General features: G+C 57.2%; 19 protein-coding genes, 5 pseudogenes and 1 other annotated feature. Of the genes and pseudogenes, 14 read left to right on the top strand and 10 right to left on the bottom strand.

Features of this window, described 5'->3' with window-relative positions; all coding sequences use genetic code 11:
* From tnpB (WLQ66_RS10615) to WLQ66_RS10655, 7 genes and pseudogenes are all read left to right on the top strand, one after another.
* Positions 1 to 262 (top strand): annotated as a pseudogene (gene tnpB / locus WLQ66_RS10615) (IS66 family insertion sequence element accessory protein TnpB); the annotation flags it as partial.
* 58 nt (positions 263 to 320) lie between these two features.
* Positions 321 to 1,826, top strand: a pseudogene (gene tnpC / locus WLQ66_RS18810) (IS66 family transposase).
* Positions 1,823 to 2,278, top strand: coding sequence for a GrpB family protein (locus WLQ66_RS10635; RefSeq protein WP_340546351.1), 456 nt, complete (start codon positions 1,823 to 1,825; stop codon positions 2,276 to 2,278). The pseudogene tnpC and the gene WLQ66_RS10635 overlap by 4 nt, the downstream one beginning before the upstream one ends.
* 77 nt (positions 2,279 to 2,355) lie before the next feature.
* Positions 2,356 to 3,559: pseudogene (locus WLQ66_RS10640) on the top strand (IS3 family transposase).
* Between the two features lie 185 nt (positions 3,560 to 3,744).
* Entirely contained in the window at positions 3,745 to 4,416 is a 672-nt protein-coding gene (locus WLQ66_RS10645) for a hypothetical protein (protein WP_340546352.1), read from the top strand.
* Positions 4,417 to 4,485: 69 nt separating this feature from the next.
* On the top strand, positions 4,486 to 5,190 hold the full coding sequence (locus WLQ66_RS10650) for a hypothetical protein (RefSeq protein ID WP_340546353.1): 705 nt from the start codon (positions 4,486 to 4,488) through the stop codon (positions 5,188 to 5,190).
* Positions 5,191 to 5,279: 89 nt separating this feature from the next.
* Entirely contained in the window at positions 5,280 to 5,675 is a 396-nt protein-coding gene (locus WLQ66_RS10655; protein WP_340546354.1) for a hypothetical protein, read from the top strand.
* Positions 5,676 to 5,957: 282 nt separating this feature from the next.
* Here WLQ66_RS10655 and WLQ66_RS10660 read toward each other — a convergent pair whose 3' ends face one another.
* The 7 genes and pseudogenes from WLQ66_RS10660 to WLQ66_RS10690 all read right to left on the bottom strand — a co-directional run bounded on the left by WLQ66_RS10660 (position 5,958) and on the right by WLQ66_RS10690 (position 14,171).
* The gene (locus WLQ66_RS10660) at positions 5,958 to 8,015 is read right to left on the bottom strand and encodes a S8/S53 family peptidase (protein WP_340546355.1); all 2,058 of its coding nucleotides are present in this window, start codon (positions 8,013 to 8,015) and stop codon (positions 5,958 to 5,960) included.
* A gap of 33 nt (positions 8,016 to 8,048) precedes the next feature.
* Positions 8,049 to 9,194 carry a phosphatase PAP2 family protein gene (locus tag WLQ66_RS10665; RefSeq protein WP_340546356.1) on the bottom strand — a complete coding sequence of 382 codons (1,146 nt, stop codon included), beginning with the start codon at positions 9,192 to 9,194 and terminating at the stop codon, positions 8,049 to 8,051.
* A 361-nt stretch (positions 9,195 to 9,555) separates the two neighbouring features.
* The gene (locus WLQ66_RS10670; protein WP_340546357.1) at positions 9,556 to 11,619 is read right to left on the bottom strand and encodes a winged helix-turn-helix domain-containing tetratricopeptide repeat protein; all 2,064 of its coding nucleotides are present in this window, start codon (positions 11,617 to 11,619) and stop codon (positions 9,556 to 9,558) included.
* A gap of 294 nt (positions 11,620 to 11,913) precedes the next feature.
* Positions 11,914 to 12,252, bottom strand: a pseudogene (locus tag WLQ66_RS10675) (IS66 family transposase); the annotation flags it as partial.
* A pseudogene (gene tnpB / locus WLQ66_RS10680) lies at positions 12,242 to 12,442 on the bottom strand (IS66 family insertion sequence element accessory protein TnpB); the annotation flags it as partial. The pseudogenes WLQ66_RS10675 and tnpB (WLQ66_RS10680), both read right to left, overlap by 11 nt.
* Positions 12,439 to 12,720 carry a hypothetical protein gene (locus WLQ66_RS10685; protein ID WP_340546358.1) on the bottom strand — a complete coding sequence of 94 codons (282 nt, stop codon included), beginning with the start codon at positions 12,718 to 12,720 and terminating at the stop codon, positions 12,439 to 12,441. The pseudogene tnpB (WLQ66_RS10680) and the gene WLQ66_RS10685, both read right to left, overlap by 4 nt.
* 222 nt (positions 12,721 to 12,942) lie before the next feature.
* Positions 12,943 to 14,171, bottom strand: a protein-coding gene (locus tag WLQ66_RS10690) for an IS3 family transposase (RefSeq protein WP_340546359.1) whose coding sequence is annotated in 2 segments (ribosomal slippage) — positions 12,943 to 13,883 and positions 13,883 to 14,171 — 1,230 coding nt in all. Because the reading frame shifts where the segments join, the coding sequence is not laid out codon by codon here.
* Positions 13,774 to 13,890 (bottom strand) — a sequence feature (AL1L pseudoknot). It overlaps the preceding gene by 117 nt.
* A 380-nt stretch (positions 14,172 to 14,551) precedes the next feature.
* Between WLQ66_RS10690 and WLQ66_RS10695 the strand changes: the two genes are divergently transcribed.
* Genes WLQ66_RS10695 through WLQ66_RS10705 form a run of 3 tightly spaced genes read left to right on the top strand, consistent with a single transcriptional unit; the run spans position 14,552 to position 17,715 of the window.
* Complete coding sequence (locus WLQ66_RS10695; protein ID WP_340546360.1) at positions 14,552 to 15,742, top strand: class I SAM-dependent methyltransferase; 1,191 nt, start codon at positions 14,552 to 14,554, stop codon at positions 15,740 to 15,742.
* Between the two features lie 20 nt (positions 15,743 to 15,762).
* A complete protein-coding gene (locus tag WLQ66_RS10700; protein ID WP_340546361.1) occupies positions 15,763 to 16,848 on the top strand; it encodes an NAD-dependent epimerase/dehydratase family protein in 1,086 nt (361 codons plus the stop codon).
* A gap of 57 nt (positions 16,849 to 16,905) precedes the next feature.
* Positions 16,906 to 17,715, top strand: a complete 810-nt coding sequence (locus WLQ66_RS10705) for a Gfo/Idh/MocA family protein (RefSeq protein ID WP_340546362.1) — start codon at positions 16,906 to 16,908, stop codon at positions 17,713 to 17,715.
* Here WLQ66_RS10705 and WLQ66_RS10710 read toward each other — a convergent pair.
* The 3 genes from WLQ66_RS10710 to WLQ66_RS10720 all read right to left on the bottom strand — a co-directional run bounded on the left by WLQ66_RS10710 (position 17,699) and on the right by WLQ66_RS10720 (position 21,167).
* Positions 17,699 to 18,598 (bottom strand): hypothetical protein, encoded by a 900-nt coding sequence (locus tag WLQ66_RS10710; protein WP_340546363.1) that lies wholly within the window; start codon positions 18,596 to 18,598, stop codon positions 17,699 to 17,701. The genes WLQ66_RS10705 and WLQ66_RS10710 overlap by 17 nt on opposite strands.
* Positions 18,599 to 19,002: 404 nt before the next feature.
* Entirely contained in the window at positions 19,003 to 20,349 is a 1,347-nt protein-coding gene (locus tag WLQ66_RS10715) for an aminotransferase class III-fold pyridoxal phosphate-dependent enzyme (protein WP_340546364.1), read from the bottom strand.
* Entirely contained in the window at positions 20,346 to 21,167 is an 822-nt protein-coding gene (locus WLQ66_RS10720) for an IclR family transcriptional regulator (protein ID WP_340546365.1), read from the bottom strand. The genes WLQ66_RS10715 and WLQ66_RS10720 overlap by 4 nt, the downstream gene beginning before the upstream one ends.
* A gap of 115 nt (positions 21,168 to 21,282) precedes the next feature.
* Here WLQ66_RS10720 and WLQ66_RS10725 point away from each other — a divergent pair, with 115 nt between their 5' ends.
* From WLQ66_RS10725 to WLQ66_RS10740, 4 genes are all read left to right on the top strand, one after another.
* Positions 21,283 to 22,227, top strand: a complete 945-nt coding sequence (locus WLQ66_RS10725; RefSeq protein ID WP_340546366.1) for a tripartite tricarboxylate transporter substrate binding protein — start codon at positions 21,283 to 21,285, stop codon at positions 22,225 to 22,227.
* Between the two features lie 64 nt (positions 22,228 to 22,291).
* Positions 22,292 to 22,831 carry a tripartite tricarboxylate transporter TctB family protein gene (locus WLQ66_RS10730; protein ID WP_340546367.1) on the top strand — a complete coding sequence of 180 codons (540 nt, stop codon included), beginning with the start codon at positions 22,292 to 22,294 and terminating at the stop codon, positions 22,829 to 22,831.
* Between the two features lie 12 nt (positions 22,832 to 22,843).
* A complete protein-coding gene (locus WLQ66_RS10735) occupies positions 22,844 to 24,361 on the top strand; it encodes a tripartite tricarboxylate transporter permease (protein ID WP_340546368.1) in 1,518 nt (505 codons plus the stop codon).
* A gap of 4 nt (positions 24,362 to 24,365) precedes the next feature.
* Positions 24,366 to 25,850, top strand: a complete 1,485-nt coding sequence (locus tag WLQ66_RS10740) for an aldehyde dehydrogenase (RefSeq protein ID WP_340546369.1) — start codon at positions 24,366 to 24,368, stop codon at positions 25,848 to 25,850.
* The last annotated feature ends 1 nt before the right edge of the window (position 25,851 follow it).

Below are 25,851 nucleotides of genomic sequence, written 5' to 3' on the forward strand. Positions count from 1 at the left end.
GTATGCATCCTTGGCCGTGCAGGCGGAGAAGGTGCTGAAGCTCGATCCCTTTGTCGGGCATCTGTTTGTGTTCCGGGGCCGTCGGGGTGATCTGATCAAAATCATTTGGTGGGATGGCCAAGGCGCGTGTTTGTTCTCGAAGCGCCTGGAACGCGGCAAGTTTGTGTGACCTGCCACCAAGGAAGGCAAAGTGTCCCTCTCGCCTGCGCAACTGGCGATGCTTCTGGAGGGCATCGACTGGCGCACGCCGGGTAGAACCTAGAGACCTTTGCGCGCAGGTTAGGATTCCTTACGCAAATCCAATGGTGTAGGCTGCAGCCATGATGGCCGAAGCGATGACATTGCCGGAAGATTACGGAGAGCTCAAAGAGTTCACGACCCAGCTTCTTGCCGAGATCAAAGCCCAGGCCATGCTGATTGAGAAGCTTCTCCACCAGGTCGCGGGGCAAAAGGCCTGGCGCTAAGGATCGACCTCAGAACAGACCAAGCAGCTCATGTTGGCGCTTGAGGCAAGCGAAGTGGCCGAGGCCGCGATGACGGCCAAGATGAAGCCTCCCCAAATGAGCCCAAGGACAAACCAAAGCGCCGTCCGATCCCGGACCACATCCCACGCAATAACATCGAACTCTTGCCGCCAAAAGATCACTGCACATGCGGCGGTGCATTGCGCCAGATCGGCGAGGACGTGACCGAAGAACTGGAATATGTGCCGGGACGGTTCGTCGTGAACAAGATCACCCGCCGGCGCTTTGCCTGCAAACGCTGCGAGCAGTTCACCCAGGCTATCCTTCCATCTCGCCCCATCGAACGCGGTCGCCCAGGGCCCGGGTTGCTGGCGCATGTCTTGGTCAGCAAATATGCCGACCACTTACCGCTGTATCGCCAGAGCCAAATCTTCGAACGCGATGGACTTGATCTCGACCGTTCCACCTTGGCGGACTGGGTTGGCAAAACGACAACGCTTTTGGCCCCACTGGCAGATGCCATCGGCAAGCACGCCTTGAAGGGCAAGGCCATCTTCACCGACGATACACCCGTCAACATGCTCGCACCCGGAACGGGCAAGACCAAGACCGGACGCCTTTGGGTCTATGGCCGTGATGAACGGCCATGGGGCAGCGATGCGCCTCCCGCTGCTTGGTATCAGTTCTCCGAAGACCGGCGCGGGGCGCACCCGAAGGATCATCTCAGCAAATACAAAGGCTGGATGCACGCCGATGGTTATGCTGGGTATGAGGAGCTTTATCGCGACCACGGCATCAAAGAGGTCGTCTGCATGGCCCACATCCGGCGCAAGTTCGTGGATGTTCATCGATCTCAGGGCTCAAGCATCGCCGAAGAAGCGATCCTGCGGATCAGCCAGCTCTACGCCGTTGAGAAAGAGGCGCGCGGTTCACCGCCAGATCAGCGTGTTGCCATCCGGCAGGCCAAGGCCACACCTGTCTTCGATGACCTGCAGGATTGGCTGGGTAGGCAACTCACGATCATATCGGGCAAATCCCCGCTCGCTCAGGCGATCCGATATGCGCTGACGCGCACGCGGCGGCTCAGGCCTTACTTGGCCAATGGTATCCTAGATACTCGACAACAACACAGCCGAACGCGCCATGCGGGCTATCGCTTTGGGCCGCAAAAACTACCTCTTCGTCGGTTCACCCGCCGGTGGCCGCGCCGCTGCCGTGGCATACACGCTCATAGAAACGGCAAAACTCAACGGCGTTGATCCCCAAACCTGGCTCGCTGACACCATCGCGCGCATCCCCGACTACAAGATCACCCGCGTGAACGACCTGCTGCCTTGGGTAAACGGAAAGGTTATCTCATGACTGCTGAACGTCCTGCACTTGGTCTGCGTCAGGCTTCTTTGTCTTTGACCGAATACGACCCCAGATGGGCTGAATTGTTTGCCAAAGAAGCCGCGTTGATCGCACAGGCTCTGCCAGATGTGCAATTTGATATCGACCATATCGGCAGCACCTCAGTACCCGGTCTGACAGCAAAACCCATCTTGGACATTGCCATGCGCTCAACCCACGAAGAGCAGATTGCGACCGCTCTTACGAAGTTGGGTTACATCGACAGAGGCATTCGAAGCGGGCGGCTGTCTATCCGGCTGCGAGATGGTGACATCAGAACCCACAATCTGCACCTGTACCATCCCGACGATGCCGATTGCCGCGATCAAATCGCCTTCCGTGACGCGCTACGAGGCAACCCAATACTCCGGCATCAATACGAACACCTTAAACAGACGCTTGTCGAAGAACTCGGTGACTGAGCTACTCCCCGAAAATCGGACACTGACGTAAGCTACAATTTGCTGTCTGTTGATCTTCGACGCAGAGGAGATCAGAGATGTCGAAACGGAAGAACCATTCGCCTAAGTTCAAGGCCAAGGTCGCGCTTGAGGCTTTGAAGGGCGAGCGGACTGTCGCTGAGCTGGCAAGCCAATTTGGCGTTCATCCGACAATGATCCATAGCTGGAAGCGGGCGCTCCTGGAGGGCGCGTCCGGCGTATTCGAGCGTGGCGGCAAGAGAACCCCGGAGATTGATGAAGAGCAGGTCAAAGAATTGCACGCCAAGATCGGGGAGCTGGCCGTTGCCAACGATTTTTTGTCACGAAAGCTCAAACCCTGGATCGGCAAGTGAGGCGGAAAATGATCGGACCTGCCAATGCCAATGCCAATGCCAATCTGCCCATTGGCAAGCAATGCAAGCTGCTGTCGATCCCGCGGTCTTCGTTTTATTATCAGCCCAAGGGCGAGACGGTGCTGAACCTGGCGCTAATGCGCCTGATCGGCGAGCAGTTTCTGGAAACGCCGTTCTTCGGTGTTCGGCAGATGACTTGGCATCTTCGCAACGAAGGCCTTCTGGTGAACGCGAAACGGATCAGACGGTTGATGCGGCTCATGGGCTTGATGCCGATCTGCCAAAAGCCCAACACCCGCTGCCTGACAGTACATGCAAAGCATGTGCGAGAGGGGGCAAGGCGGCGAAGGGCCACAAGACGTATCCCTACTTGTTGCGAGGGTTGCGCGTCGACCGGCCCAACCAGGTCTGGGCCGCAGACATCACCTGCCAGCCAATGCGACGGGGCTTCTTGTATCTGGTAGCGATCATGGACTGGCATACCCGCAAGGTTCTGGCCTGGCGCATCTCGAACACGCTGGAAGCCGACTTCTGTGTCGAGGCTCTGAATGAGGCGATCCACCGCTTCGGCCCGCCAGAGATCATGAACACCGACCAGGGGAGCCAATTCACGTCCTTTGCCTGGACAGATCGTCTGCGCCGCTCCGGCGTGCGCATCTCGATGGATGGCAAGGGTCGGTTCCTCGACAATATCTTTGTCGAACGGCTCTGGCGCAGCCTGAAATACGAGTGCGTCTACTTGCACGCATGGGAAACAGGATCAGAAGCAAAGGTGGGCGTCGGCAAGTGGGTCGAATTCTACAACCGCAAACGCCCCCATTCCGCCCTTGGTGGCAAACCTCCGGCCGTGGTTTATTGGCTGAGAAAAGACGAAACCCAAACAGGTCAGCAGGAGCAGAGAGTAGCTTAAGTTACGCCGAAAGCTGTCCAACGATTGGGGAGTAGCTCACATTCAATACTGAAAGATGACCTTCAGAAAATTTCAGAAAATTTCAGCACCAGTTTCAGGACATCTGACCTCAGCGACCTGATGATGATTGTGCAAGGTTCATAAAGACAGGGCCTGCTGCCAATCATCAAAGCGAGGAACTCACTATGTCTACCCTTTTGACAATTAACGTAAAAAATCTTGAGCCGGCAACACAGGGCTTCTTCTTTTTCCAAGAGCCGGCAAACTATACTGGCGGTGCAACGGTGTATTCGAACAGTCTCTTTGCAGAGAACCTTGCCAACTATGGTTCGTCTGGCTCAATCCTGACCTTTCAGGTTGATCTGCAGTATTATGCGGGCATTCAGGAGGCCCATTCTGCGCCGGCCGTTGGCCAGTCCTCAGGCTATTCGTCTGCGAGCCGTGCGATCGATCTTGCGCCTGCTGGTGGCGGCGCTGCCAATGACTCCACGACCGCCAGCGTAAGCCCCGCACTTGGCCTATCGACACCGACGAACGAGGCCGGCGTACAGCCTGGCGCATTCCGGATCAACACACCGAGCTTCTCTTCACCGCCCTTCTACAACGTCGGCTCCGCGGTATCTGTAAACGGGGGGATCGTCTTGTCGAACTTCGTTCAGGCAAATCCACAGTCGCACGTCGATTGCGAGCCGATCCTGAAATACTACGTTGCGACAGGGACCTACACGCCTGGCACGGTGATGGATTTCACCGCTGCGTCAAAAACCTCGGCACTGTGTGATTTCACTGGGGGCTACACTGTGATTGACGTGGAGCTGGCAGCTAATGGGGATTGGAACATCACCAGCCGGACCTAGGCTGATCTTTCTTTGTCCCTGGTGGAACTTCGGAGCAGTTTAGGCTGGGCCGTAGAATGGACTGCACTCATGCCGTACACGCTGACCATAGTAATCAGGAACCTGTCTCAATCTAAAATGCAGTTCTATGCGTTTCAGCACCCTGCAAATTACCAGAGTTCAGGAAGTGTACTTCAGTCGTCATCGGCCAGCTTGGCTACGGGTGCAGTCCTCCCCTACAAATCATCTGGGTCCACGCTTCAGTTTCAATTTGAACGACAACCTTATGTGGCCGCATTTAGCAATCAAGCTAAACTCGCCATGCTTGTGAAGCCGCAACCTTATGAAAATGCTTCTCAAACGTCCGTTGTTGCCAAATGGCCAATTGCTCTGACGCCAAAAGACCAGACCAAGCAGGTGCCCAATAATACTCAGTTGACGGTCGGGTCGCTCGGTTTATCCATGCCGGCCTACGCGTCAGGCATCCCTGAAGGGAACTTTGGTATCCAGATACCAAGCTACACTCCCACTGGTGGTTTGAAGCTCCACTGCGGCAATGGGATCAAGGTGAGAAACACGCAGGTCGTCTTGTCCAGCTACGTCACCCCCGCACCAGTCAGTCACATATTCTGCGCGCCAAAACCGAAATTCTACGTAAAGACAGGCAATCACCCCGTCGGATCACCCATTTCGTTTTCGGTCGCAGGGGCTGTTCTGTGCGATTTCACTCAGGGCTATTCCACCTGCAACGTGGACTATCAGTCAGACGGCACATTCACAGTCCACCGCCAATAACGACTTGTTGCGGGGCCTTGTTGGGCCCCGGGAAACACTTCGCCGTATGGCGATCTCCCTCAAATCTATGGCGAATAAGGAATTTAGATATGACACTTCTTAAACGACTTGCTGCCACCCTCGTGCTGTTGGTTGCCTTGCCTGCCCTTGCGCATGCTGCATGCACAGCAACCAATAATACCGAATATTCTGCCGCCATTGCCCATGGCCACGCATACACGAAGCACTCAGCCGAATTTGTACATGGAAAGGTAATCGATGGCTTGGCATTCCCCGATCCGACGATTGCCAATGCGGATGAATTCGCAACATTCCTTCTGGGGATTATGAACGCTCCGACGGAGTCCAAGCCCTTGGCCAACAGTCGCTATGCATACTGGCATACGCCCACCGGTACGGTCATCATCACAAATGATAATGCCAACGACTGCGGCACCGCGTTTCGTCCATTGACCGGCAAGACCTACTACGACAACCTAAGTTGAGTTCAGTCCTAAATCCATGCCGCCTCTCCGATTTGAGGAGGGCGGCAGATTTAATGAGGAAAGCGCAATGCCTGACAAATCTCCAAACACGTTGACCGCAACAGAGTGCATGGCTTTGGCTAACTGTCTGAATCATATGATTTCACAGACAGAAACGGACGAATTTTCTACCCTTGTAGGTATTGACAAGGAAAGCGCGAAGTCCCTGATGATCAAGCTAAAAACTATGATCGCAAACTGACCAGAAGCTCGTGAACATTGCCCCTACCAGGGCAATGTTGCTCAACCTCTTTCAGGCCAACCAAAATCCACTGAAATATCAACTTGGCCGCCACCTGTTCGGGTTATGGCAGCCTTATTGTTGGGATCTTCGGCCTCCGCCAAGGAGCGCAGCCATTTGCGGTCAGTCTCAACCCCTTCGGAGGTCATTTGAACCGCGAGGCGCGCAACCCTGGGTGCGGCGACACTGGTGCCGCCCATGCGGGTCAAGCTGCCGCTGTTGGATCCCGCGCTCAATACGCCGGTCAAGACCGGACTGTCATCCGCAAGTGCCGCCGCATCCGGTCCCAGTCGGTTTGCCTTTTTCTTCCCCCGAGAAGGGGTAATCGGCCCTGCAGCGGAATAGTCTGACAGCAAGCGATTACTCTGGGTGAAGCCGGCAACCACCAGCGGTGTTTTCCCGCAGGCATAACCGTTCAACGTGCCGGCGCGCCGGATTGGGCTGGTTGTTCCCGCCGGATCCACCGGAAGGGGCGCGCCGAGTGCATTATAATAGACATAGTCAGCGTTGTTAAAATACCCTTGCCGACCACCGGGCAGAAAACCGGGCAAGGTTTCGTCACGCTCTATCCAGATTTGAACGTCGTCACTGCTGTTCATATCGCAGGACGTAATATCGACCCGCCAACGGCCAGCTCGGGCTAAGTCTATAGCAGATTGATGCGCAGTAGGATTGATACTGAAGGTTATCACCCCGCGACGTGTATGCCCCCCGTCGAACCGATACGTCAGGCGTGCGACCTCCTGGCCTTGCTCGTCAACCAGTCGCTGCCCGGTATTGCCGGATACATAAACTGTCTTGCTCGCAGGGCCAGATGGAACCGTGACACGGACCCCCACAAGCCGGGGCGGCGGATTGGTTGCGTGGTATGGCATCCACATCTGGAGATGGCTTGACGTTCGGTCATCCGGCTGAGCAACAAAATCCAGTTTCCACGATGGGTCCTTGGATTTGCTTTTCGCATTCTGAAGATTCAGGTCTGCATGAATACGACTAAGGTTACCATTACCCGCCGGTAGCACAATCTGGCGTGTTTGATTTGCATCGGGCTTCTTTGCTTGTGGCCCGAAATACCGGTCAATCACGCGGTCAATACCGCTGGTTCCATCGTGAGGCCCCGCGAAATTCCCATAGCTGAAGTTGAATATGACAGGAGGTTTACTTTTGTCAGGCAGCCGGAACCGCGCCGCCTGATTGCACAGGCGCTTGAGCGCTAGTTTAAAGCTGGGCAGCGTATTCTGTCCGGTAGAATCCTCAGTAACCCGGGAGGGCAACAACGCGCAGATAATTGGCCGGTTACTCGGGGCATTGCTCATCGAATATCCAGCGGCCAGCGCCATCACATGCGTGCCATGCGAACGACGCAAGGCGACGGCGGAGAGTGCTTTGCTACGCGCATTTACCAAACCTACCGCTGCATAAAATGCAGGCTCATCCAACAAGCCGTTGGTCGTACATTCCTGCAAGAGGGCGTCGATTTGGGCTTTACTATAGCTGCGTCCCGACGCCCCCACCCGAGAGAGCTGTTCAGGAGACGCTGACAGGATTGTTGCAAACTCCACCCGCGACGACACCAGGCCATCTCGAAACAGGTTATGGGCGAAGGCAATCGCATCGTCGATGACGGCTGTGATGACCGTTCCTTCGGGCACCTCAATGATCTTACGACGATTGCTGTCGTCATCATTTGTATCAACGTCAGACAGATCAGAGTCCGTAACAGTTGTTCCCAACGTCAAACCTATCACTGAATAATCGGCGGCGTGACGGTTGAACGCATCTAACAGCGGTTTGCGGGCAAAAATTGAAACGAATTGCGTTTCTTCGACCGTATCACGATCATCTGCATCATAATCAGCTGGGATGACCAGGTCGTCCGGGAACCGGCTTTGCGCACGCTCTTCAAACTCGCGGATACTAATATCTTGCAACTCAACAAGGGCGGACCACCAAGGTTGAGACGCCGCTGATGTAACGTGAATAAGTGGACGTGACAATCGATAGTCAGCAACGTCAGACAGCAGATCCTGCGAATGAAATGTTTCCCAATGCAATGGCATGATTATTGCTCCTTTTTCGGCAAGGCATTGGAGTTATAAGGTAAAATCCTGCCACTCGGCCTGCGCCTTCTTCCACAGCCATGTCAGGACCGGAGAAGCCATGTCCGGTGTCGTCGGGTGACGCTCGCTGGTGGCCCAAGGGTTGCGTTTTTTGCCCGCCTTTTTCGTTTGGCGATCTTCGCGTGCCAGATACAGCGCGTGCCAATCAAAGTCCTCCGCAGCATTGAACGCGGGGCCATTGAAACAGGCACTAGTCAGCTCATTTGCCTCTGGGTCACATACCGCGTGCAGATAGTCCGCTAACGTGAGCCCCAGCATTGCCCCTGCGGCACTATCAACTGGAAAGTGAACGCCTGCGACAGTTCGGTTCGTGGCAATCCGGGATGCCAAACGCATGAACATTTCGCCCCAGACGCCGTCTTTGTGATATTGCTCCGAGTTGGAGGCCCGCAGCAGTTTCCATAGGAGGCGCGCAGTCACGAAGGATTCCGTGGCATGGCCACTCGGCAAAGAGCCGTGAGTGGGCGTTGGGATTATTGGTTGAACCTGTGGCGAAAACTCTATCGGGCGTTTGGCGGAAATACTGTATTTCAAACGCATGCCACAATAGTTGGTGAACCCTAGTGCTGCAGACATCAATTCCAGCGTAAATGGGGTTCTTGCGGGATCCATAAAGGAAATCGACGCCAAAAAAGGCGTAATTGCGCTGGTCTGCGAAAGGATCTCCGCCGCCCGATCGCCGCGCAGGTCAGCATAGGCTGTGAGATAGGCCATCTGTTCCTTGAACTGATCAATCGTCGGGGCTGTGATTTGGACCAGGAGGCTATCTGCTTGAGGCGAACGACCCGCTGGCCGAGTATCCCGCCGCCAAAGGTTGGCGATAGCCGTCTCATCCATGGCATCCGAAAATGCAACCCGCGATCCTAGTTCGGACAAGTATAGGCTGGCCCGGACATCTGCCGACAACCGCGCCAGATTGCGCGGATCATGGGGACTACCCGGAGTAATGTGGGGATTCAGATCTAAGGGCGCACCGACAATACCATCGCGCGTCGTCAACAAAGCCTCAGCTGCGACCGTGCTCCCAGAGGTTCCAAAGCTATTAAAGCTGTTGAAGCTATTAAAACTATTGAAGCTGTTAAAACTATTCTCGGGCGAACCTTTGGCATTGAAGGGCAATTCAACTTTCCTTTGATAAATCATAGGGTGCTAGTGATAAATACCCGATCAGGAAGAGATCAGATGATATGTCACGGCTTTAAATTGATTGGGGCAAGGCTCGTATGAAGAAGTATGCTTAAATGACGCCACTCTATTGGCTGCGCGTACCCTGCCGTTCTCACACTGACCGACGTTCACACCCCCCTGCTGCCTCAAAAATTACCGGAAACCACCACTGGCGACCGATGCGACCCCTGTGCGCCAAGGCGCAGTAGCCACCACCTTAGGGTGTTCCTGGAAAAATGAAACAAAATAAAGTTGTACGCCTTGTCATCGCGCCATGGTGCCGTCAGAACGGCAGATCTGCTGGAGATTGTGCCTAGCTTTCGGGAATCCCGAGGTCCTTCAGTGTTTCCGCAAAACGTAGACCGACTTGATAAGAGGAACTGGGAGACCGCCTGAGCCACCCGTCGACAGTCAGATTAGGCTGCACTCTCAGCAGTTCCCTGGTAGTTTTACGTGCGTCGCTCTCACGTCCCAAGCGCAATTGTGCTACAGCTTTAATCCGCAAGGTAGAGGCATGTGACCGGTTCAGTCGAAGCGAAGCGTCCGCCAGTTCAATGGTACGGGGCAAATTATCAGCGGCGAGGCTCGCCCCGGCAGAAAGCGCCAGGAACATAAAGCGGTGCGGGTCGAGTGGGGCAAGATGCATGGCCAGTTCGGTGTCGCTGACCGCCAGATCTCCCTGTCCTTGAAACGCATAGAGTGTACCCCGCAGCAGGCGTCCGTTTGCATCGTTCGGGTTCACTTCCAGCGCTGTATCGTATCGATCTTGTGCAAGCTCCAAATCTCTAAAGAGGTTGACCAAAACAGCACCTTCACTAATCAGCCCCAATGCGCATTCCGGATCAATTTCGAGCGCACGCGACGTATACTGTAGCGCACTCTGACCATCGTTTTCGGGAGTTTCTGTCCATCCTTGCTGCACCTGAAGAACATACCAGCGGGCCACCCAAGACAAAACCAATGGGTGATCCGGAGTTCGGTCCATCAACTCATCCAGCATCACTCGCGCCGCTTGGAAATCGGACTTGGATAACCGATGCATGAGAGCCACCGCACCCAGCAGAAGCGTCGAATTTTTCAACGATGTGATCGGCTGCAATCGTGATTTTCGTACTTCATTGAGGCTGATCGCTTTGCGAATACTCATCACAATCTCATCGATAACACCGAGATTGTTGATCCAACTTTCTAACGGCTTCAAGATCCGCTCTGACCACAAAATCTTGCCGGATGAAACATCGATCAATTCAAGAGTTACGATCACCCGTGAGCCATCGTCGTCGCAGACGCCGGACACTAAAAATTCTGCGTTGAACGTCTTTTTACAAAGCTCCAACGTCATGTTTTCGGTTCGGATTCCGAAAGTTGAAAGGCGTGAAATTACGTTGAGGTCGGTTGATTGGGATAATGCCGATATGATGTCGTCAACCAGCACATTGGCCAGAACAGGATCATGAGCGCTGCGATCGCGTGTTGTAAACGGTAGGACAGCCACCGTTGGCAATACATCGTCCAGATTGGTGCGCGCAGCAGGATAGTATGCCGATCCGTATCGGTGCACACGATACAAGCGAATACCATTGACCTCAGCCAGCTGATGTTGATCTCCCAGATCCTCGAACTCGCATTCTAGACTGAAGTGTAGCTGATCCCTCACCTCAACGGTGGCGTATTCCCACTCATCGCTCGTTTCTAGCAGCAATTTTGACAAGGCTGCTATCCGGCTTCTTTCAAGAGTATCGAGGGCGGTGCGAAGAACGCCAATTCCCAACGCACGTGCACTCCTGATCAAGGCACTGCTGCATCGAACTGCTTCGATTGGGGTTGCAAAGGTCAGAGTTGCACTGTTTCCATCAATTGCTTTTGCCCCGGTGGGCCGGTGCAGACGTACCACCGATTGTACCGCTTCATGCAGCGAGGTTTCGTCAGGCCCTCCCGCAGGTCGACATATGATCACCACAGTACGCTGGCGTGTCGCCTCCCATTCTATCAGGTCAGCGCTGATATGGTGAGGCAGAGTTTTCTGTGCAGTGCTGGCGGCAACAACGGATCGACTATCCAGCAGGTATCCTTGTTTTGGAATGGTGCGAAGCAACTTGCGATCACTATCCCCCAGCGATTTGCGAATTTCCGAGATGCATTGTGTAAGGCTGTCATCCGTCACACTCGTATTCGGCCAGACGGCAGCAAACAGTTCAGATTTCGTAATCACTGTACCCGATTGTTTGGCCAATACTGATAAGACCTGGCCAGACTGAGGCCGCAACGGTACCGTGTTTCCAGACGGGTCTAAGAGTTCATTGGAGACGGGATCATAGAAATGGTCTCCAATCTGAAGTTGGTTTCCGGCATCGGGATGCTTTACGGTATCGGTCATGAAGCCTAAGCTACCTATATATTTGATATTTTTTGCGCCCACGATCCCCGATTTTTCCACTCGTCAGCCGTCGGTTCTGATGGAAAATCCAGCGAAATTCTAAAAGCGACCAGAAAGCCTCACGCCTCACCCTTCAACATGCAAAAGTTACAATCATAAGAGCAACCCAGAATGTATCCGTCACGTTTCGATGGCGACCCGGGCGCTTGTCTCAGCCACACTCTCCAGTTGGGAACATAACACCAAGGCACGCGCGGCAGCCGCTTGAGCAATTTGAGGGCTCCGCGCTTGCCAAGCCCGAGGCCGACGACTACCACAAGGCCGCTCATCCCGACCATAGGCCCAAATGCGTGCTGTCGTTGTTTCGCTCGTGCCGGGTGTCGGCATCTTTACTGGCGTATCATCAGCGAAGTTGGCCTGACCGGCCGACACATGCCGCCCAATAGCATACGCCAGTGGTTCTATAAGAGCCGTGGACTTGCCGATCCAATCCGCCAGCGTCGAGCGATCAATGTCGATCCCGTCGGGCTCGAAGATGCCGCTCAGGCGGTACAGCGGCAGGTGACCCACGTATTTATTGACCAACACATGCGCTAGTAGGCCCGGACCGGGATGTCCGCGCTCAATGGCCCGCCAACTGATGCCGCAGCTTCTCGATCACGGTGATTTTGCCCTCTTTCGCCGATGGCGAGACGAACCGACCCTTCTCAAGCCGCTTGCTGAACAGGCATGCGCCCTGGCCATCCCACCAGATGATCTTGATCAGATCACCGCGCGGCCCACGAAAGACAAACAGATGCCCTGCAAACGGGTCCCGCTTTAGTGTTTGCCGGGACAGGGATCATGCACAAACGCCTCGAATGAGACGCGCCAAGGCTTTGGATCAATCCTCAATTGATGACCACCTGCGATGTCGATCTCAATCATGCTGTCGCCGGGGGTGCCATTGGACGTAAGCGTCGGGGGTTCTTCGGCAACAGGCCTGTCGACGATCTCAACTGGAAGAAAGCAAGGTGATGGGGCGGCCTGATCTTCGACGCCCTGCAGATCCGGCGCAAATTTAGCGTCACGCAACCACTTGTGGATCAGATTGGTGTTCATCGCGTACCGCCGCACGACCTGCGCTACCGATCCCCCCGGCGTCAGATCGACACCTCCTCCTCATCCGACCAGAAACGCTTCTGCCGACCGTTCTTACCCGCCGTATCTGCACTCAAGACGTCCACCATCGTTGGTGGACACTATCAACACATGCTATGAACCGTCAGAGCAGCGAGGCCGGAGTGAACCGCACCGGGTTTGCCGGAGGCTGATTTCAGTTAGTTACGCGGCAATGCCCTCAGTTTCCAGAGCGGTGTAGAAATTGGCCTCTGCTTCTGCCGGCGGGATGTTCCCAATGGGTTCGAGCAGGCGGCGGTTGTTGAACCAATCCACCCATTCGAGTGTTGCGTATTCCACCGCCTCGCAGTTGCGCCAAGGGCCGCGGCGGTGAATGACCTCAGCCTTGAACAAGCCGTTGATCGTCTCGGCCAGGGCATTGTCGTAACTGTCTCCGACGCTGCCGACAGAGGGCTCGATACCAGCTTCTCCCAACCGCTCTGTGTACTTGATCGACAGGTATTGGCTGCCGCGGTCGGAGTGGTGAACAAGCCCCATCGCCTTTGTCGGCCGCCGCTCGTGAACAGCCTGCTCCAGAGCATCGATAACGAACCCGGCATGCGCCGAGGTGCTGACACGCCAACCAACGATCTTGCGGGCATAGGCATCGATAACGAAGGCGACATAGGTGAACCCCTTCCAGGTGGCAACATAGGTGAAATCGCTGACCCAGAGCATGTTGGGCGCGGGCACACGGAACTGCCGGTTCACCTTGTCCAGCGGGCACGGGGCCCTTTTGTCGGGCACCGTGGTTTTGTGCGGCTTGCCCCGGATGATGCCTTGCATACCCATGCTCTTCATCAGCCGGGCGACCGTGCAGCGGGCAACAGTGAAACCCTCCCGCTGCAATTGCCGCCAGATCTTCCGCACGCCATAGACCCGCCAGTTCTCTTCGAAAATACGCAGGATCTCGGGCCGCAATGCCGCGTCACGCCGGGCACGGTCCGACAACCGGGCCGGATTGGCCCGCTTCGCCAGATGCTCGTAATACGTGGAAGGGGCAATCGGCAGGACAGTGCAGATCGGCTCGACCCCATGCTCACCGCGATGCATGTCGATAAATGACACCATCACTTCGACCGGCGGTCGAGCTCCGCCATCGCAAAATACGCCGATGCCTTGCGGAGGATCTCGTTCGCCTGGCGCAGTTCGCGGTTCTCCCGCTCAAGCGCCTTCATCCTGTCGGCGACATCAGTTGGAACACCCGCCCGCTTGCCGCTGTCGACTTCCGCCTTCTTCACCCACTCATTCAGCGTGTGCGCCGAACAGCCGATCTTCGCAGAGATCGACATGATTGCCTGCCAGCGGGAACTGTGCTGGCCCTGGTTGTCCAGCACCAGACGCACCGCACGCTCGCGGACCTCAGGAGAATACTTGTTTGTTGTCTTGCTCATTGTGACTTCATCCTACTCAGGAGTTGAAGCCTCCGGCAAACCCGGTGCGGTTCAGAGGCTTACCAAAATCCAAACGCAAACAGCGCACAGAACCCCGCCAAATGCAGGCACAGTCGCGTTGGGATCATCAGCCGTAAAAGCTTCACGAAAACGCAAAAACAAAACCGAAAAGCAAAGCGGCCCTAAAAAAACGACGGCGTTTCAGGTCTCCTGGGTCGGCTGTTTTCGGCAGAGATATCCAGAGCAGTCAGTGCTCTGACTGGATCTTTTACCTTTTATTATAATTGAATCGTTAGACATTCTACCAAGTTGCGCTGCCGCCGCGGCCTGCGAAATGCAGGGCCAAGGAGGCTTACGAAGCAAGTGGTCAAGGATTGCCAATGTCTATGTGTTGTTCTCTGTGCCAGGGTGCGCGTCTCAACAGATTCCTGGATCTGGGGCGCCAGCCGCTCGCCAACAAATACCCAAAACCGGATGAGTTCGACAGCGAGCGATATTTCCCGCTGGAGGTCTTCTTTTGCGAGACCTGCAAGAATGTTCAGCTTGGCGAGATGGTGCCACGTACCATCATGTTCGAGGATTATTACTATCTGAGTTCGGTCAATGGCGGGCTGGTTCGCCATTTCGAAGACCTTGCGGCCACCCTGAAGGATGCCGATTTCGTTGTTGATGTCGGATCAAACGATGGTGTTTTGTTGCGGCCGTTGAAGAGGCTTGGCGTTCGCGCGCTAGGCGTCGAACCTTCGGTGAACGTGTCCAAGATCGCAAATGACGAGGGGCTGGAGACGCTCTGTGCCTTTTTCGAGGAAACCTCGGCGAAACAGATCCTGGATCGCCACGGACCCGCCGATGTGATCGTCGCCAGCAGTGTGTTTACTCATCTTGATGCGCCGGATCAGTTCATCAGGGCAGCAGACATCCTACTTGCCGAGACCGGGAAGCTGGTGATCGAGGTGGAGTATATCCTCAACATGGTCACTCAGGTGCAGTTCGAGCGGTTCTATCTCGACCGGATTTTCTACTACTCGATCTCTTCGATGAAGGCGCTGTTTGGCAAACATGGCATGGTGATTGCCGGCGTCGAGCCGGTTGAGCAGCATGGCGGTTCGCTGCGCTTTACCCTGATGCGTGACACCGTGGGCATCGAAGCGCCAGACCTTGAGGACCTGATCGCGACCGAGCTCGAGGTCCTGAATTCCGATGCCTTGACCGATTTCGGTCAACGCTGCCGGGCCTTGACCGACAAGCTGGTATCGGGGCTCAGACGTTGGCAGCAAGAGGGGATAAAGGTGGCCGGCTATGGCGCTCCCGCACGGCTATCGACCATTACCAATTTTGGCGGCATCGATAGCGAATTGCTGCCCTTCACAATCGATGACAGCCCGCTGAAGCAGGGGCGCACTTCGCCCGGAGCGCATATTCCGGTTGTGGCTGCGTCGGAACTTGAGAGCTACCAGCCCCAGGTGCTGGTGGTCTTTGCCTATGAATATATCGACGACATTCGGAGAAAGACGGGTAACGCCTACGATTACTACATGCCTATTCCGCTTGTTGAACTCACAGCCTCCTGATTATTAGAATGGGGACCAAAATGTCTGAAGAAATTCAAAGAATTGTCGAACGCCTTGGTGCTCATGCCCATCGGTTTTCAGGAAAGACCGTCCTGCTTGCAGGCGGTGCCGGCTTCTTGGGGAAACATTTTCTAAAGGTGTTTCAGAAGCTGAACTGCGATGTTCTGAGCCAGCCCTGCCAGGTCATTTCGGTGGACAACTATATCACCGGGACCAAGAACCTGGATGAGAGCATTGAACGCGACCCCAGCATCACGCAGGTCTGGGCCGATGTGACCCATCCGCTACCGGTGCGCGAAGACATCGACTTTATCATTCATGGCGCGGGCATCGCGTCGCCAGTCTACTACATGCGCTATCCACTGGAGACGATCGAAAGCGCGGTTCATGGCACCCGTAACCTGCTGGATCTCGCGTCTCGCAACAAGAACCTCGAAGGTTTCTTGTTCTTCAGTTCCTCGGAAATCTACGGTGATCCTGATCCCCGAGCGGTACCGATCAAGGAAGACTACCACGGCAACGTCTCGACCGTTGGTCCGCGTGCCTGCTACGATGAATCGAAACGCCTCGGTGAAACACTCTGTACCATCTACAATGAGCATCATGGCGTTCCGACAAAGATCGTTCGCCCGTTCAACGTCTTTGGCCCGGGCATGGGCCACAATGATCGCCGCGTGATCCCGATGTTCACCTATCAGGCGCTGAACGGCCGCACGATTCCAGTGCATGGCACGGGGCTGCAAACACGTACGTTCTGCTACATCACTGATGCGATCTACGGTTTCCTGATGACGCTTCTTGAGGGCAAACGGGGAGAGGCCTACAATATCGGCAACCCCGACAATGAAATCTCTATGAACCAGCTTGCGGCAATGTATCCAAGGCTGGTACCGGGCGCGACCTTCACCACGATCGATTATCCGGACACATATCCGGCGGGTGAACCCAACCGGCGTTGCCCGGATATCACCAAGGCCTACGAGGCCTTTGGGTATAAGTCCGAAGTTGATGTAGAGGATGGTCTGAGCAGATTCATCGACTGGGCGCGGCTTGAGCACAGCTACATCGACTATGAACCTGAGACGGCAGTGAAACTGGCCGGTTAAGGCCTCATGACAACCTTGGGTTTGATCGGGCGAGGCGCTTGGGCCCGCACGATTGGCATGACACTGGATAGTCTGCCCGACGTGAACTGGCTGCCAATTACCGATCCCGGCCAACCTGTAGATGGCGTTGTCATCGCCAACAGAAGCAGGGATCACGTCACGTCGGCGCTGCCTTTTGTGGCAGCCGGCGTGCCGTGTTTCGTCGAAAAACCGCTGGCCACCTGCCTTGCGGACTTTGGTGAGCTGAAGGCCGCCGCTGATGCAGCGAAATGCCCGGTCTTTGCCGGGCACCTGCATCGGTTCAATCCAGCCGCCGAAGTCTTTTGTGCAACCCTGTCGCAGATTGGACCGGTCCAATCGGCTTCAGCCTACTGCGCCAACAACAAACCACGCGACGACACATCCGTGATCTGGGACTGGTTACCGCATCCTCTCTCTTTGGCCCGGCAGATTTTCACTAGCCCGGCAGACCATGCCAGGGCGAATAGTTTGCACGGTGGCAATCGTCCGCAGCATGTCAGGGCCGAGCTCTCCTATCAGGGAAGAAAGTTCACTCTGGAGGCCAGCTGGCGAGCATCGACGCCAGCCTTTTGCATCATCGCCAGGGGCCGCGACGCGACGCTGATCTTCGATGACAAGGCTGAGGAGAAGGTTGTACTAACGCGAGAGGGCACCAGTACACCGCTCGCCTATGGGCAGGAGCCACCGCTCACCCGCGAGCTGCGTGCCTTTGTCGATATGATCGGCGGGTGGCGCGAGAATGCCTCATCACTCAGCGCGGCAGAAGATGTCATGCGCAGCCTGGACGCGGTTGCCCGTTCCGTCAGCGAAAGGGGCGCCCGGGTGGCGATCAATTGGCCCGGCTAAGGTGGTGATAGATCTGCGTCAGGATCTCCTGAACGCGCCTGTCCACATGGCTGGTTTCCATGGCCAGCTCATGACGGGCGATCAAACCCGCCTCGCCCTGTGTCCGGAAATGATCGTTGGCCGCCTCTGCTATGGCTCTAGGGTTCTCCAGATCACTCGGCTCAAAATAGAACAGATGCTCCTGCAGCGGCGCCAGCGCAGGTAGTTCCCTGAGGCTGGCTGGCAGGATTGGAACACCGCCGGTGATCAGCGCATCAAATACCCGGATCGGCAGATCGTCGCGCGTTGGAATGATCCAATGGCTCATATGGGCTGCCCATTCATCCAGTCGGTCCAGCTCGGTTCGATTATGATACAGCCGTGTTGCGGGCCCGACATGTTTGAAATGCGTGTTCAACCCTTCCAGCATCGCGTTGCGTTCAGGGAATTGGGGATAGACGATATGACGCCCGAGAGGTTCCGGATCCCGAACAGAGGCCAGAAGGCGACCACGGTGCTCTGTCAAAAAGGACCGGGTCCATTGGATGACCGCAGCACTGATCGGTGCGCTCATCGCCGCCGTCATCTGGGCATAGGTCTCATTGTTATGCGGATGGCATGGGACGTAAAAGTCCGACAGAAGCGCAAAGTTCACGGATTCGGTAATCTGATGATGGTTGTCGAAATCCCAGATACACACATGTGCACGCGGCTGATTGGCAAACATGGCCGCATACTTATTCATACCGGCCTGAATAATGTCATTACTGTTCAGAATATAGATTGTGCCAGCGTCGAAGTGGGTAATGGATTTCAGGTCGACCAGCCCAATCTGATCCGTTTTCTCCGCCTTGCCGAAAATACCGGCGCTGAGAAGAACACTGGTCTGAGGGCGTAGCTTCATTCCTTGAGAGAAAGCGCTGCGGCGTGCTTCCTTTTGCTGGTTCCATTGTGCGATCTGTTTGTTTTGGGGCGATATATGCTGCGACGAAGGATCCTGGGTCTCTTGATAAGTATGTGCCACTGTTCAATCTCTCAAATAATTATCTCTACGCGCTGCCTTGCCGCCTCTGGTTGTACTTTTGCATGGCAGCATCCGCCGGCGCGTCGGTAAGGGGACCAAGACCAAAATAAGCCAATAATACTGAAAATTTCTCTAATCGGGCACTCCGCAGGCAGAATGAAGCAGTATGCCGGAACAGGTTCGGCGCTCCTCACCCGCAGGATATCTGCAATCAACCGCAGATAAAGATCGGCAATACCGCTGGGAGCAGCCCGGGGGCATTCACGGGCGGCAGCGTCACCCGGTCAAGCGGCCTCCAGGCCAATGCGCAAAGCCTCAAGCAGGCTGCTGGCCTCTCCCTCACTCAGGATCAGCGGCGGCGAAAGAATGACATTTGCGCCCGAAACCCGAACCAGGGCACCGGCCTCATAGCAGGCCTCCTGGACGGCCAAGGCCCTGCGCCCGTCAAGTGGCGCTCGTGTCTGGCGATCACTCACCAGTTCAATGGCCGTCATCAACCCATGCCCGCCACGCACATCTCCGACAATCTCGTAACGCTCCTTCAGCGCCAGACAGCCCTCGTAGAGCTGGGTGCCGCGGGCAGCAGCGGTCTCCGTCACCTTCAGCCGCTGCATTTCCGCCAGGCAGGCCAGCGCTGCGGCGGCGCCGACCGGATGGCCGGAATAGGTGTAGCCGTGGCCGATCTTGGCGTCCGGGTTATCCTCGAACACCTCGATCATCCGATCCCCCAGCATAACCGCGCCAAAGGGGAAGAACCCGTTGGTGATGGCCTTCGCGGTGCACATCATGTCGGGCTGAATGCCCCAGAGCCGGGCGCCGGACCAGGCGCCGGTGCGGCCATAGGCGGTGATCACCTCATCGGTGATCAGCAGGATACCATGGCGATTGCAGATCTCCTGAACCATCGGGGCAAATGACTTATGGGGCGGGATGACGCCTCCGGCGCCCAGAATGGGCTCCATGATCATCGCAGCGATCGTATTGGCCCCCTGAAACGCGATTTCATCTTCCAAAGCCGCGACGCAGAGCTGGGCAAGACGCTCGGGGTCGCTCTCATTGAATGGGTTGCGATATGTATAGGGCGCGGGGATATGAAAACAGCCCGGCAGCAATGGTTCATAGGCCGTACGGAAATTGGCGTTTCCGTTGACCGAGGCCCCGCCGATATGGGTGCCGTGATAGCCTTTCTTGAGGCTGAGGAACTTGGTGCGGCCCGCATCGCCGCGCAGTTTGTGATATTGCCGTGCCAGCCGCAGCGCAGTCTCGACGGAATCGGAACCGCCGGAGGTGAAAAAGGCCCGGCTCAGCCCGTCAGGGGCAAAGAACCGGCTCAGCTCATAGGACAGCTCGATCGCCGCATCGTTGGAGGTGCCGCGAAAGGTCGAATAATAGGGCAGCTTATCCAGTTGCGCGGCCATGGCGTCCTTTACCGGCTGGCAGGAATAGCCCAGGTTCACATTCCACAGACCGCCCACCCCATCAATGACCCGATGACCGTCGATATCCGTGATCGACACGCCTTCGGCCTCGGTGATGATCTTCGGGGGCTGGTTGATGCTGTCCTGCGGCGAGGTCATCGGATGCCACATCAGCCGACCGTTCTGTTCCTTGAGAAAGTTAGAATCTTTCATGATGCGATATCCGATACATGTATGTGTGACGGGGACGGTTCTAGCGCGGTTGCCCAGGCAGCCTGCACCGCTGCGGGAACCGCGCCGCCCCAATTGCGGGTGATCTCGCGGCTGGCGGATGTGAGTTCTGTCTTGATCAGCCGCTGCTGTTGCGGTGTGACCCGTGCGGCCACGCTGGCCACCGATACCGCTCCGACAAACAGCCCGGTCTGATCGTAGAGGGGCGCCGACAGGCTATGGATCTCCGCTTCGAAACTCCGGTCTGAGCAGGCAAATCCGCTGGTGCGTGCCGCCGCGACCAATTCGTGCAGCGCCTCAGCTGTTGTTGCGGTATGGGGTGTGAACCGATCCAGCCGGGCGAGGGCAGAGGTCATCAGGGCCTCCGGGCCAAAGGCCAGCGCGCATAGCCCCGACGCCGTCGCATGAAGCGGGAAGGTCGTGATGTCGATAATCGCCCGCGTGCCGTGCCGGGGGGATTCGCAGGACGCCAGCGCGTAGAGCGTCGTTCCCGAGAGCACTGACACATGCGCGGTCTCGCCGGTGACCTCGGCCAGCTGCGACAGCGCCAGCTGAGCGCCCATCTCACGGGGGACGGTGGCCTCCCGCACCTGCGCCAGCTGCAGGATAGCAGGCCCCAGGCGATAGTGTTTTGTCACTGGATTCTGTTCGACAAATCCAGCGGTTTCAAGGGCCTGGAGGTGGCGGTAGGTGGTCGCCTTGTCCCGTCCCGCGATCCGGCACAGCTGCGAAAGGCCGATCTCAGGCCGGTCGGTAGAGAAGTGCGACAAGAGCGCCAGCGTTTTGGTTGCAGAGGACATGCCTTCGGTCACCCTTCAAGCGAATTCAGAAAAAATTTGACACATGATGTTTAGCAAGGCAACCTTTTTTACGTAACGTCGGTTCGATATATGAACCGATGACAGGGAGGGAAACATGTCAAAGTTCAAGATTTCTGCCACTGCGCTTACCTTGGCCATGATGGCTGCTGCCGGTGCGGCATATGCCGAATACCCGGAGAAACCCGTTGAATTTGTGGTGCCATGGCCGCCCGGCGACCTGGAGGACGTCCTGACCCGTATGATCGCGGAGGATTTCTCGGCCGCCTATGATGTGCCCACTGCGGTTGTGAACAAACCCGGTGGTGGTGGCGGCCCGTTCCCCGGTGCGGTCGAGGTCGCCACTGCGCCTGCTGACGGCTATACGGTCGGATCCTTCATCATCGCCATTCCCGTGGTCGGCCCGCAGATCGGCATCCCGGAGCTGAGCCCGGATCCATTTGTACCGCTGGGCAATTTCCTGACCTACCCGTTCGTAATCGCTGCCGGGGCGAATGCGCCCTATGATGATATGGCCGGGCTGGCGGCCCATGCGGCGGAAAACGATGTGGTGCTCGGCCATTTTGGCGCTCCTCTGGTGCCGACGCAGGTCACATTGGGCCTGGCCAAGGAGATGGGGTTCTCCTACGCCTCCGACGCTGCCTTTGACGCCCTGGACTGCAACACGCTGGCCTCCGGGGATGTGGATGTGATCAACACCACGCTTCAGCTGATCCTGCCATGCCTAGCCAGTGTAAAGGTGCTTGCCTCCATCGGCGCCGAGCGGATCCCGCTGACACCAGATGCGCCCACCGTCGCAGAGCTGGCGCCAGACCTGAATGTCTCGTTGTGGAACGGGCTCTTTGTGCACAAGGACACGCCGCAGGACGTGCGCGATAAGATCATCGCTGTCGCGGAGCAGACGGTGATGTCGGAGCGCGCCCAGGCGCTGGCCGCAGAAACCGGTGCGGCGGTCTATTGGCAGCCCGCCGCTGAGGTGGCCACTCAGATCAAGGCCGATATCGAGACCATGGCCCGGATCGACGGTATGTTGAGCAACTAACGGATCTCGCAGGCTCGGCGGCGTCGATCGCCGGGCCTGCGCAGCTCTAGCAAGGGGGCGACCAATGTCGCGGGTCAAAACGCTTCAAGCCTTGTTCAAACGCTACCGAAGACCGGGGGATATCGTCTTTGCCTGGATTGTGCTGGTCGGTGCTCTCCTGCTCCTGTCGCAAATCTTCGAGCAGACCGTCTGGCGTAAAGGCAGCGCGCTTTTTGCTCAGCCTCGGTTCTGGCCAGCGGTGTCTCTTGGTGGCATGGCGGCTTTTGCCGCATTTCACCTGCTTGGCTCGGCGCTGTCCGAAAGGATCGAAGGACGCTGGCAGGAGGTCCTGCTCTGGATCGCCTCGCTGGAATATGCAGGGTGGTTCATCGCCTACGCAGCCGCGGTTCCCTATGCGGGCTACCTGCCGGCCACGGTGATATGCGCGGCCGCTCTGGCGCTGAGGGTGGGCTACCGGCGCCCCGCAACACTGGCGGTCGCGGCGCTTTCGGCGCTGCTGATCGTGGTGCTGTTCAAGACCTTGCTGAAGGTGAATCTGCCCGCAGGCCTCGCCTATGACTCCTTGCCCGACGGGCTACGCCAAATCATGCTGACCTATTTCTGATCGGGGCAACCAATGGAAAATCTCCTCGCCGGGGCCGAGATGCTGGCCCGCTGGGATGTGATCGTCGCGCTGTTGATCGGGTCAATCGGCGGCGTGATCATCGGGGCCATTCCGGGCGTCGGACCCGCAGTGGCGATCGCCATCCTGCTGCCGGCGACCTTTGCCTTCGAGCCTATCGTGGGATTGACGATGCTATTGGGGATCTACGGATCCTCGATGTATGGCGGGGCCATCCCTGCGGTCCTGATCAATACGCCGGGCACGGCGGTGAATGCGCTCACATCATATGACGGCTATCCGATGACGAAACAGGGGCAGGCCCATCGGGCGCTGTCGCTGGCCTATAGCGCGTCGTTCTGGGGGGGGATATTCGGCATCCTCTGCCTGATCCTGCTGTCACCGGTCCTGGCTCTCGTGGCTCCGATGTTCGGCTCCAGAGAGATCTTTCTTGCTGCACTTTTGGGGATCATCCTGGTCATCCTTGCCCACCGGGGCCAGATCTTTGCCGCCGGCGTTCTGGCGATGTTCGGCATCTTTCTACAGACCGTCGGCCTCGATGCGGTGACCTACACCCAGCGCTATACCTTCGGCCTCACCTTTCTCAGCTCTGGCGTGAACCTGATTGTTGTCGTGCTCGGCCTCTTTGCGCTGAGCCAGGCGTTTTTCCTGCTGACCGCCCCCGACAGCCAACCGGATGCAAAGCCGGTATCAGGGCGGATGGGGGCCGGCATCAGGGAGCTGATGCAGCACAAGCGGGTAGCAACCGTCGCCTCCTCCTGTGGCGTGATCCTGGGCATGATCCCCGGCACCGGCGAGTTCACCGCCCAATTCATGAGCTACACCTACGCCCAGAAAACCTCCAAGACGCCGGAGCTGTTTGGCAAGGGATCCCCCGAAGGTCTGATCGCCTCGGAGGCTGCCAATAACGCGGTTCCGGCTGCGGCGATGATCCCGCTTCTCGCGCTCGGCATCCCGGGAGAGGCGCTGACGGCCATGATGCTGTCGGTGTTCTATGTTCATAACGTCATCCCCGGCCCACAGCTGTTTCAGAACAATATCGACCTGGTCTATGGTCTCTATCTGGCGCTGATCCTGCTCAATGTGATCGTGCTCGCCTTCCTGATGGTCTCCACCAATCTGTTGACCCGGATCATTCGCATCCCAACCCGGTTTCTGGGGGTGATGATCCTTTTGCTGTCCTTTGTCGGCGTCTATTCGCTGCGAAATTCCCTGACGGACTGCATGATTTCGGCAGGGTTCGGGGTGGTTGGCCTGATCCTGAAACGTCTGAACCTGCCGATTGTCCCGATCATCCTGGGCATGGTTCTGGGCGGCATCATGGAGGTGAAGCTGCGTTCGGCCCTGCCGCGCCTCAAGACGCCGCTGGATATGATCGACCGCCCGATTTCCTTTCTCCTCTTCGTTCTGATCCTGATCGTTCTGGCCCTGCACCTGCGCGCGCTGATGCGTGAATGGCAGGCGCATCAGCCCGACGAAGACCACGATCTGCACGACAGCCAAACAAGGTAGCCCCATGGACCAAAGCAAGATCGACGCCCTTCGGTCACAACCGGTGCAGCCGGTTTCACATCTCATCGACGGTCGGCAGGTTGCGGCCTCTGATGGGGCGATGCTGGATGTGCTGTCGCCGATCGACGGGTGCGTGCTGACCCGGATCGCGCGGGGAACTGCGGCGGATATGGAGGCGGCCATCGCCTCCGCCCGCGCCGCCTTCGAGGATCGCCGCTGGGCCGGGCAGCCGCCCGCCGCCCGCAAGAAGGTTCTGACGAAATGGGCCGAGCTGATCGAGGCGCACGCGCTCGAACTCGCCGTTCTGGGCGTGCGCGACAATGGCACCGAAATCAATATGGCGCTCAAGGCCGAACCCGGATCAGCCGCCGCCACGATCCGCTACTACGCCGAGGCACTGGACAAGCTCTATGGCGAAATCGCGCCCACGGCGGGTGATGTGCTGGGCCTGATCCACAAGGATCCCGTCGGTGTGGTCGGCGCGATCATTCCGTGGAATTTTCCGCTGATGATTGGGGCTTGGAAACTGGGCCCGGCGCTTGCGATGGGAAATTCCGTGGTGCTGAAACCCGCTGAAACCGCCTCTCTCTCGCTGATGCGGGTGGCGGAACTGGCGCTTGAGGCGGGCCTGCCACCCGGCGTCCTGAACGTGATCACCGGCGAAGGCGCGGTGGTCGGCGAAACCCTCGGCCTTTCGATGGACGTCGACGTTCTGGTGTTCACCGGATCGGGGCAGACCGGGCGTCGGTTGCTGGATTATTCCGCCCGTTCAAACATGAAACGTGTCTATCTGGAGCTGGGCGGCAAATCTCCCAATATCGTCTTCGCCGATGCGCCGGATCTGGCAGAGGCCGCGAAGGTGACCGCCGCAGGTATCTTCCGCAACTCGGGTCAGGTCTGCGTCGCAGGCTCCCGCCTGCTGGTCGAGGCCTCGATCCACGACAGATTTGTGCAGGAGGTCGTGCGGGCAGCGGAGGCGATGCAGGTCGGCGACCCGCTTCGGCTGGAGACCCAGATCGGAGCGATCAATTCCGAAGCACAGCTGAAGCAGAACCTGACCTTCGTGGCCACGGCCCAGCAGGAAGGCGGGCAGATCGTCACCGGCGGGCAGCGTATTTTGTCGGAAACCGGCGGCTATTACATGGCGCCAACCATCGTCACTGATGTCACGCCAGAGGCGACATTGGCGCAGCAGGAGGTGTTTGGCCCAGTGCTTGCCGTGACCCCCTTCAAGACCGAGGACGACGCCGTGCGGATCGCCAATTCCACGGTCTACGGTCTCGCCGGTGCGGTGTGGACATCCGGGCTCAGCCGCGCCCATCGCATGGTGCAGCGTGTCCGAACCGGGGTGATGCATGTCAACACCTATGGCGGCGCGGATGGCACCGTCCCGCTTGGCGGGGTCGGGCAGTCCGGGAACGGGTCTGACAAATCGCTTCATGCCATCGAAAAATACATCAACCTGAAAACCGCATGGATCAAACTATGAA

The sequence above is a fragment of the Phaeobacter sp. A36a-5a genome (assembly GCF_037911135.1).
Classification (GTDB): Bacteria; Pseudomonadota; Alphaproteobacteria; order Rhodobacterales; family Rhodobacteraceae; genus Phaeobacter; species Phaeobacter bryozoorum.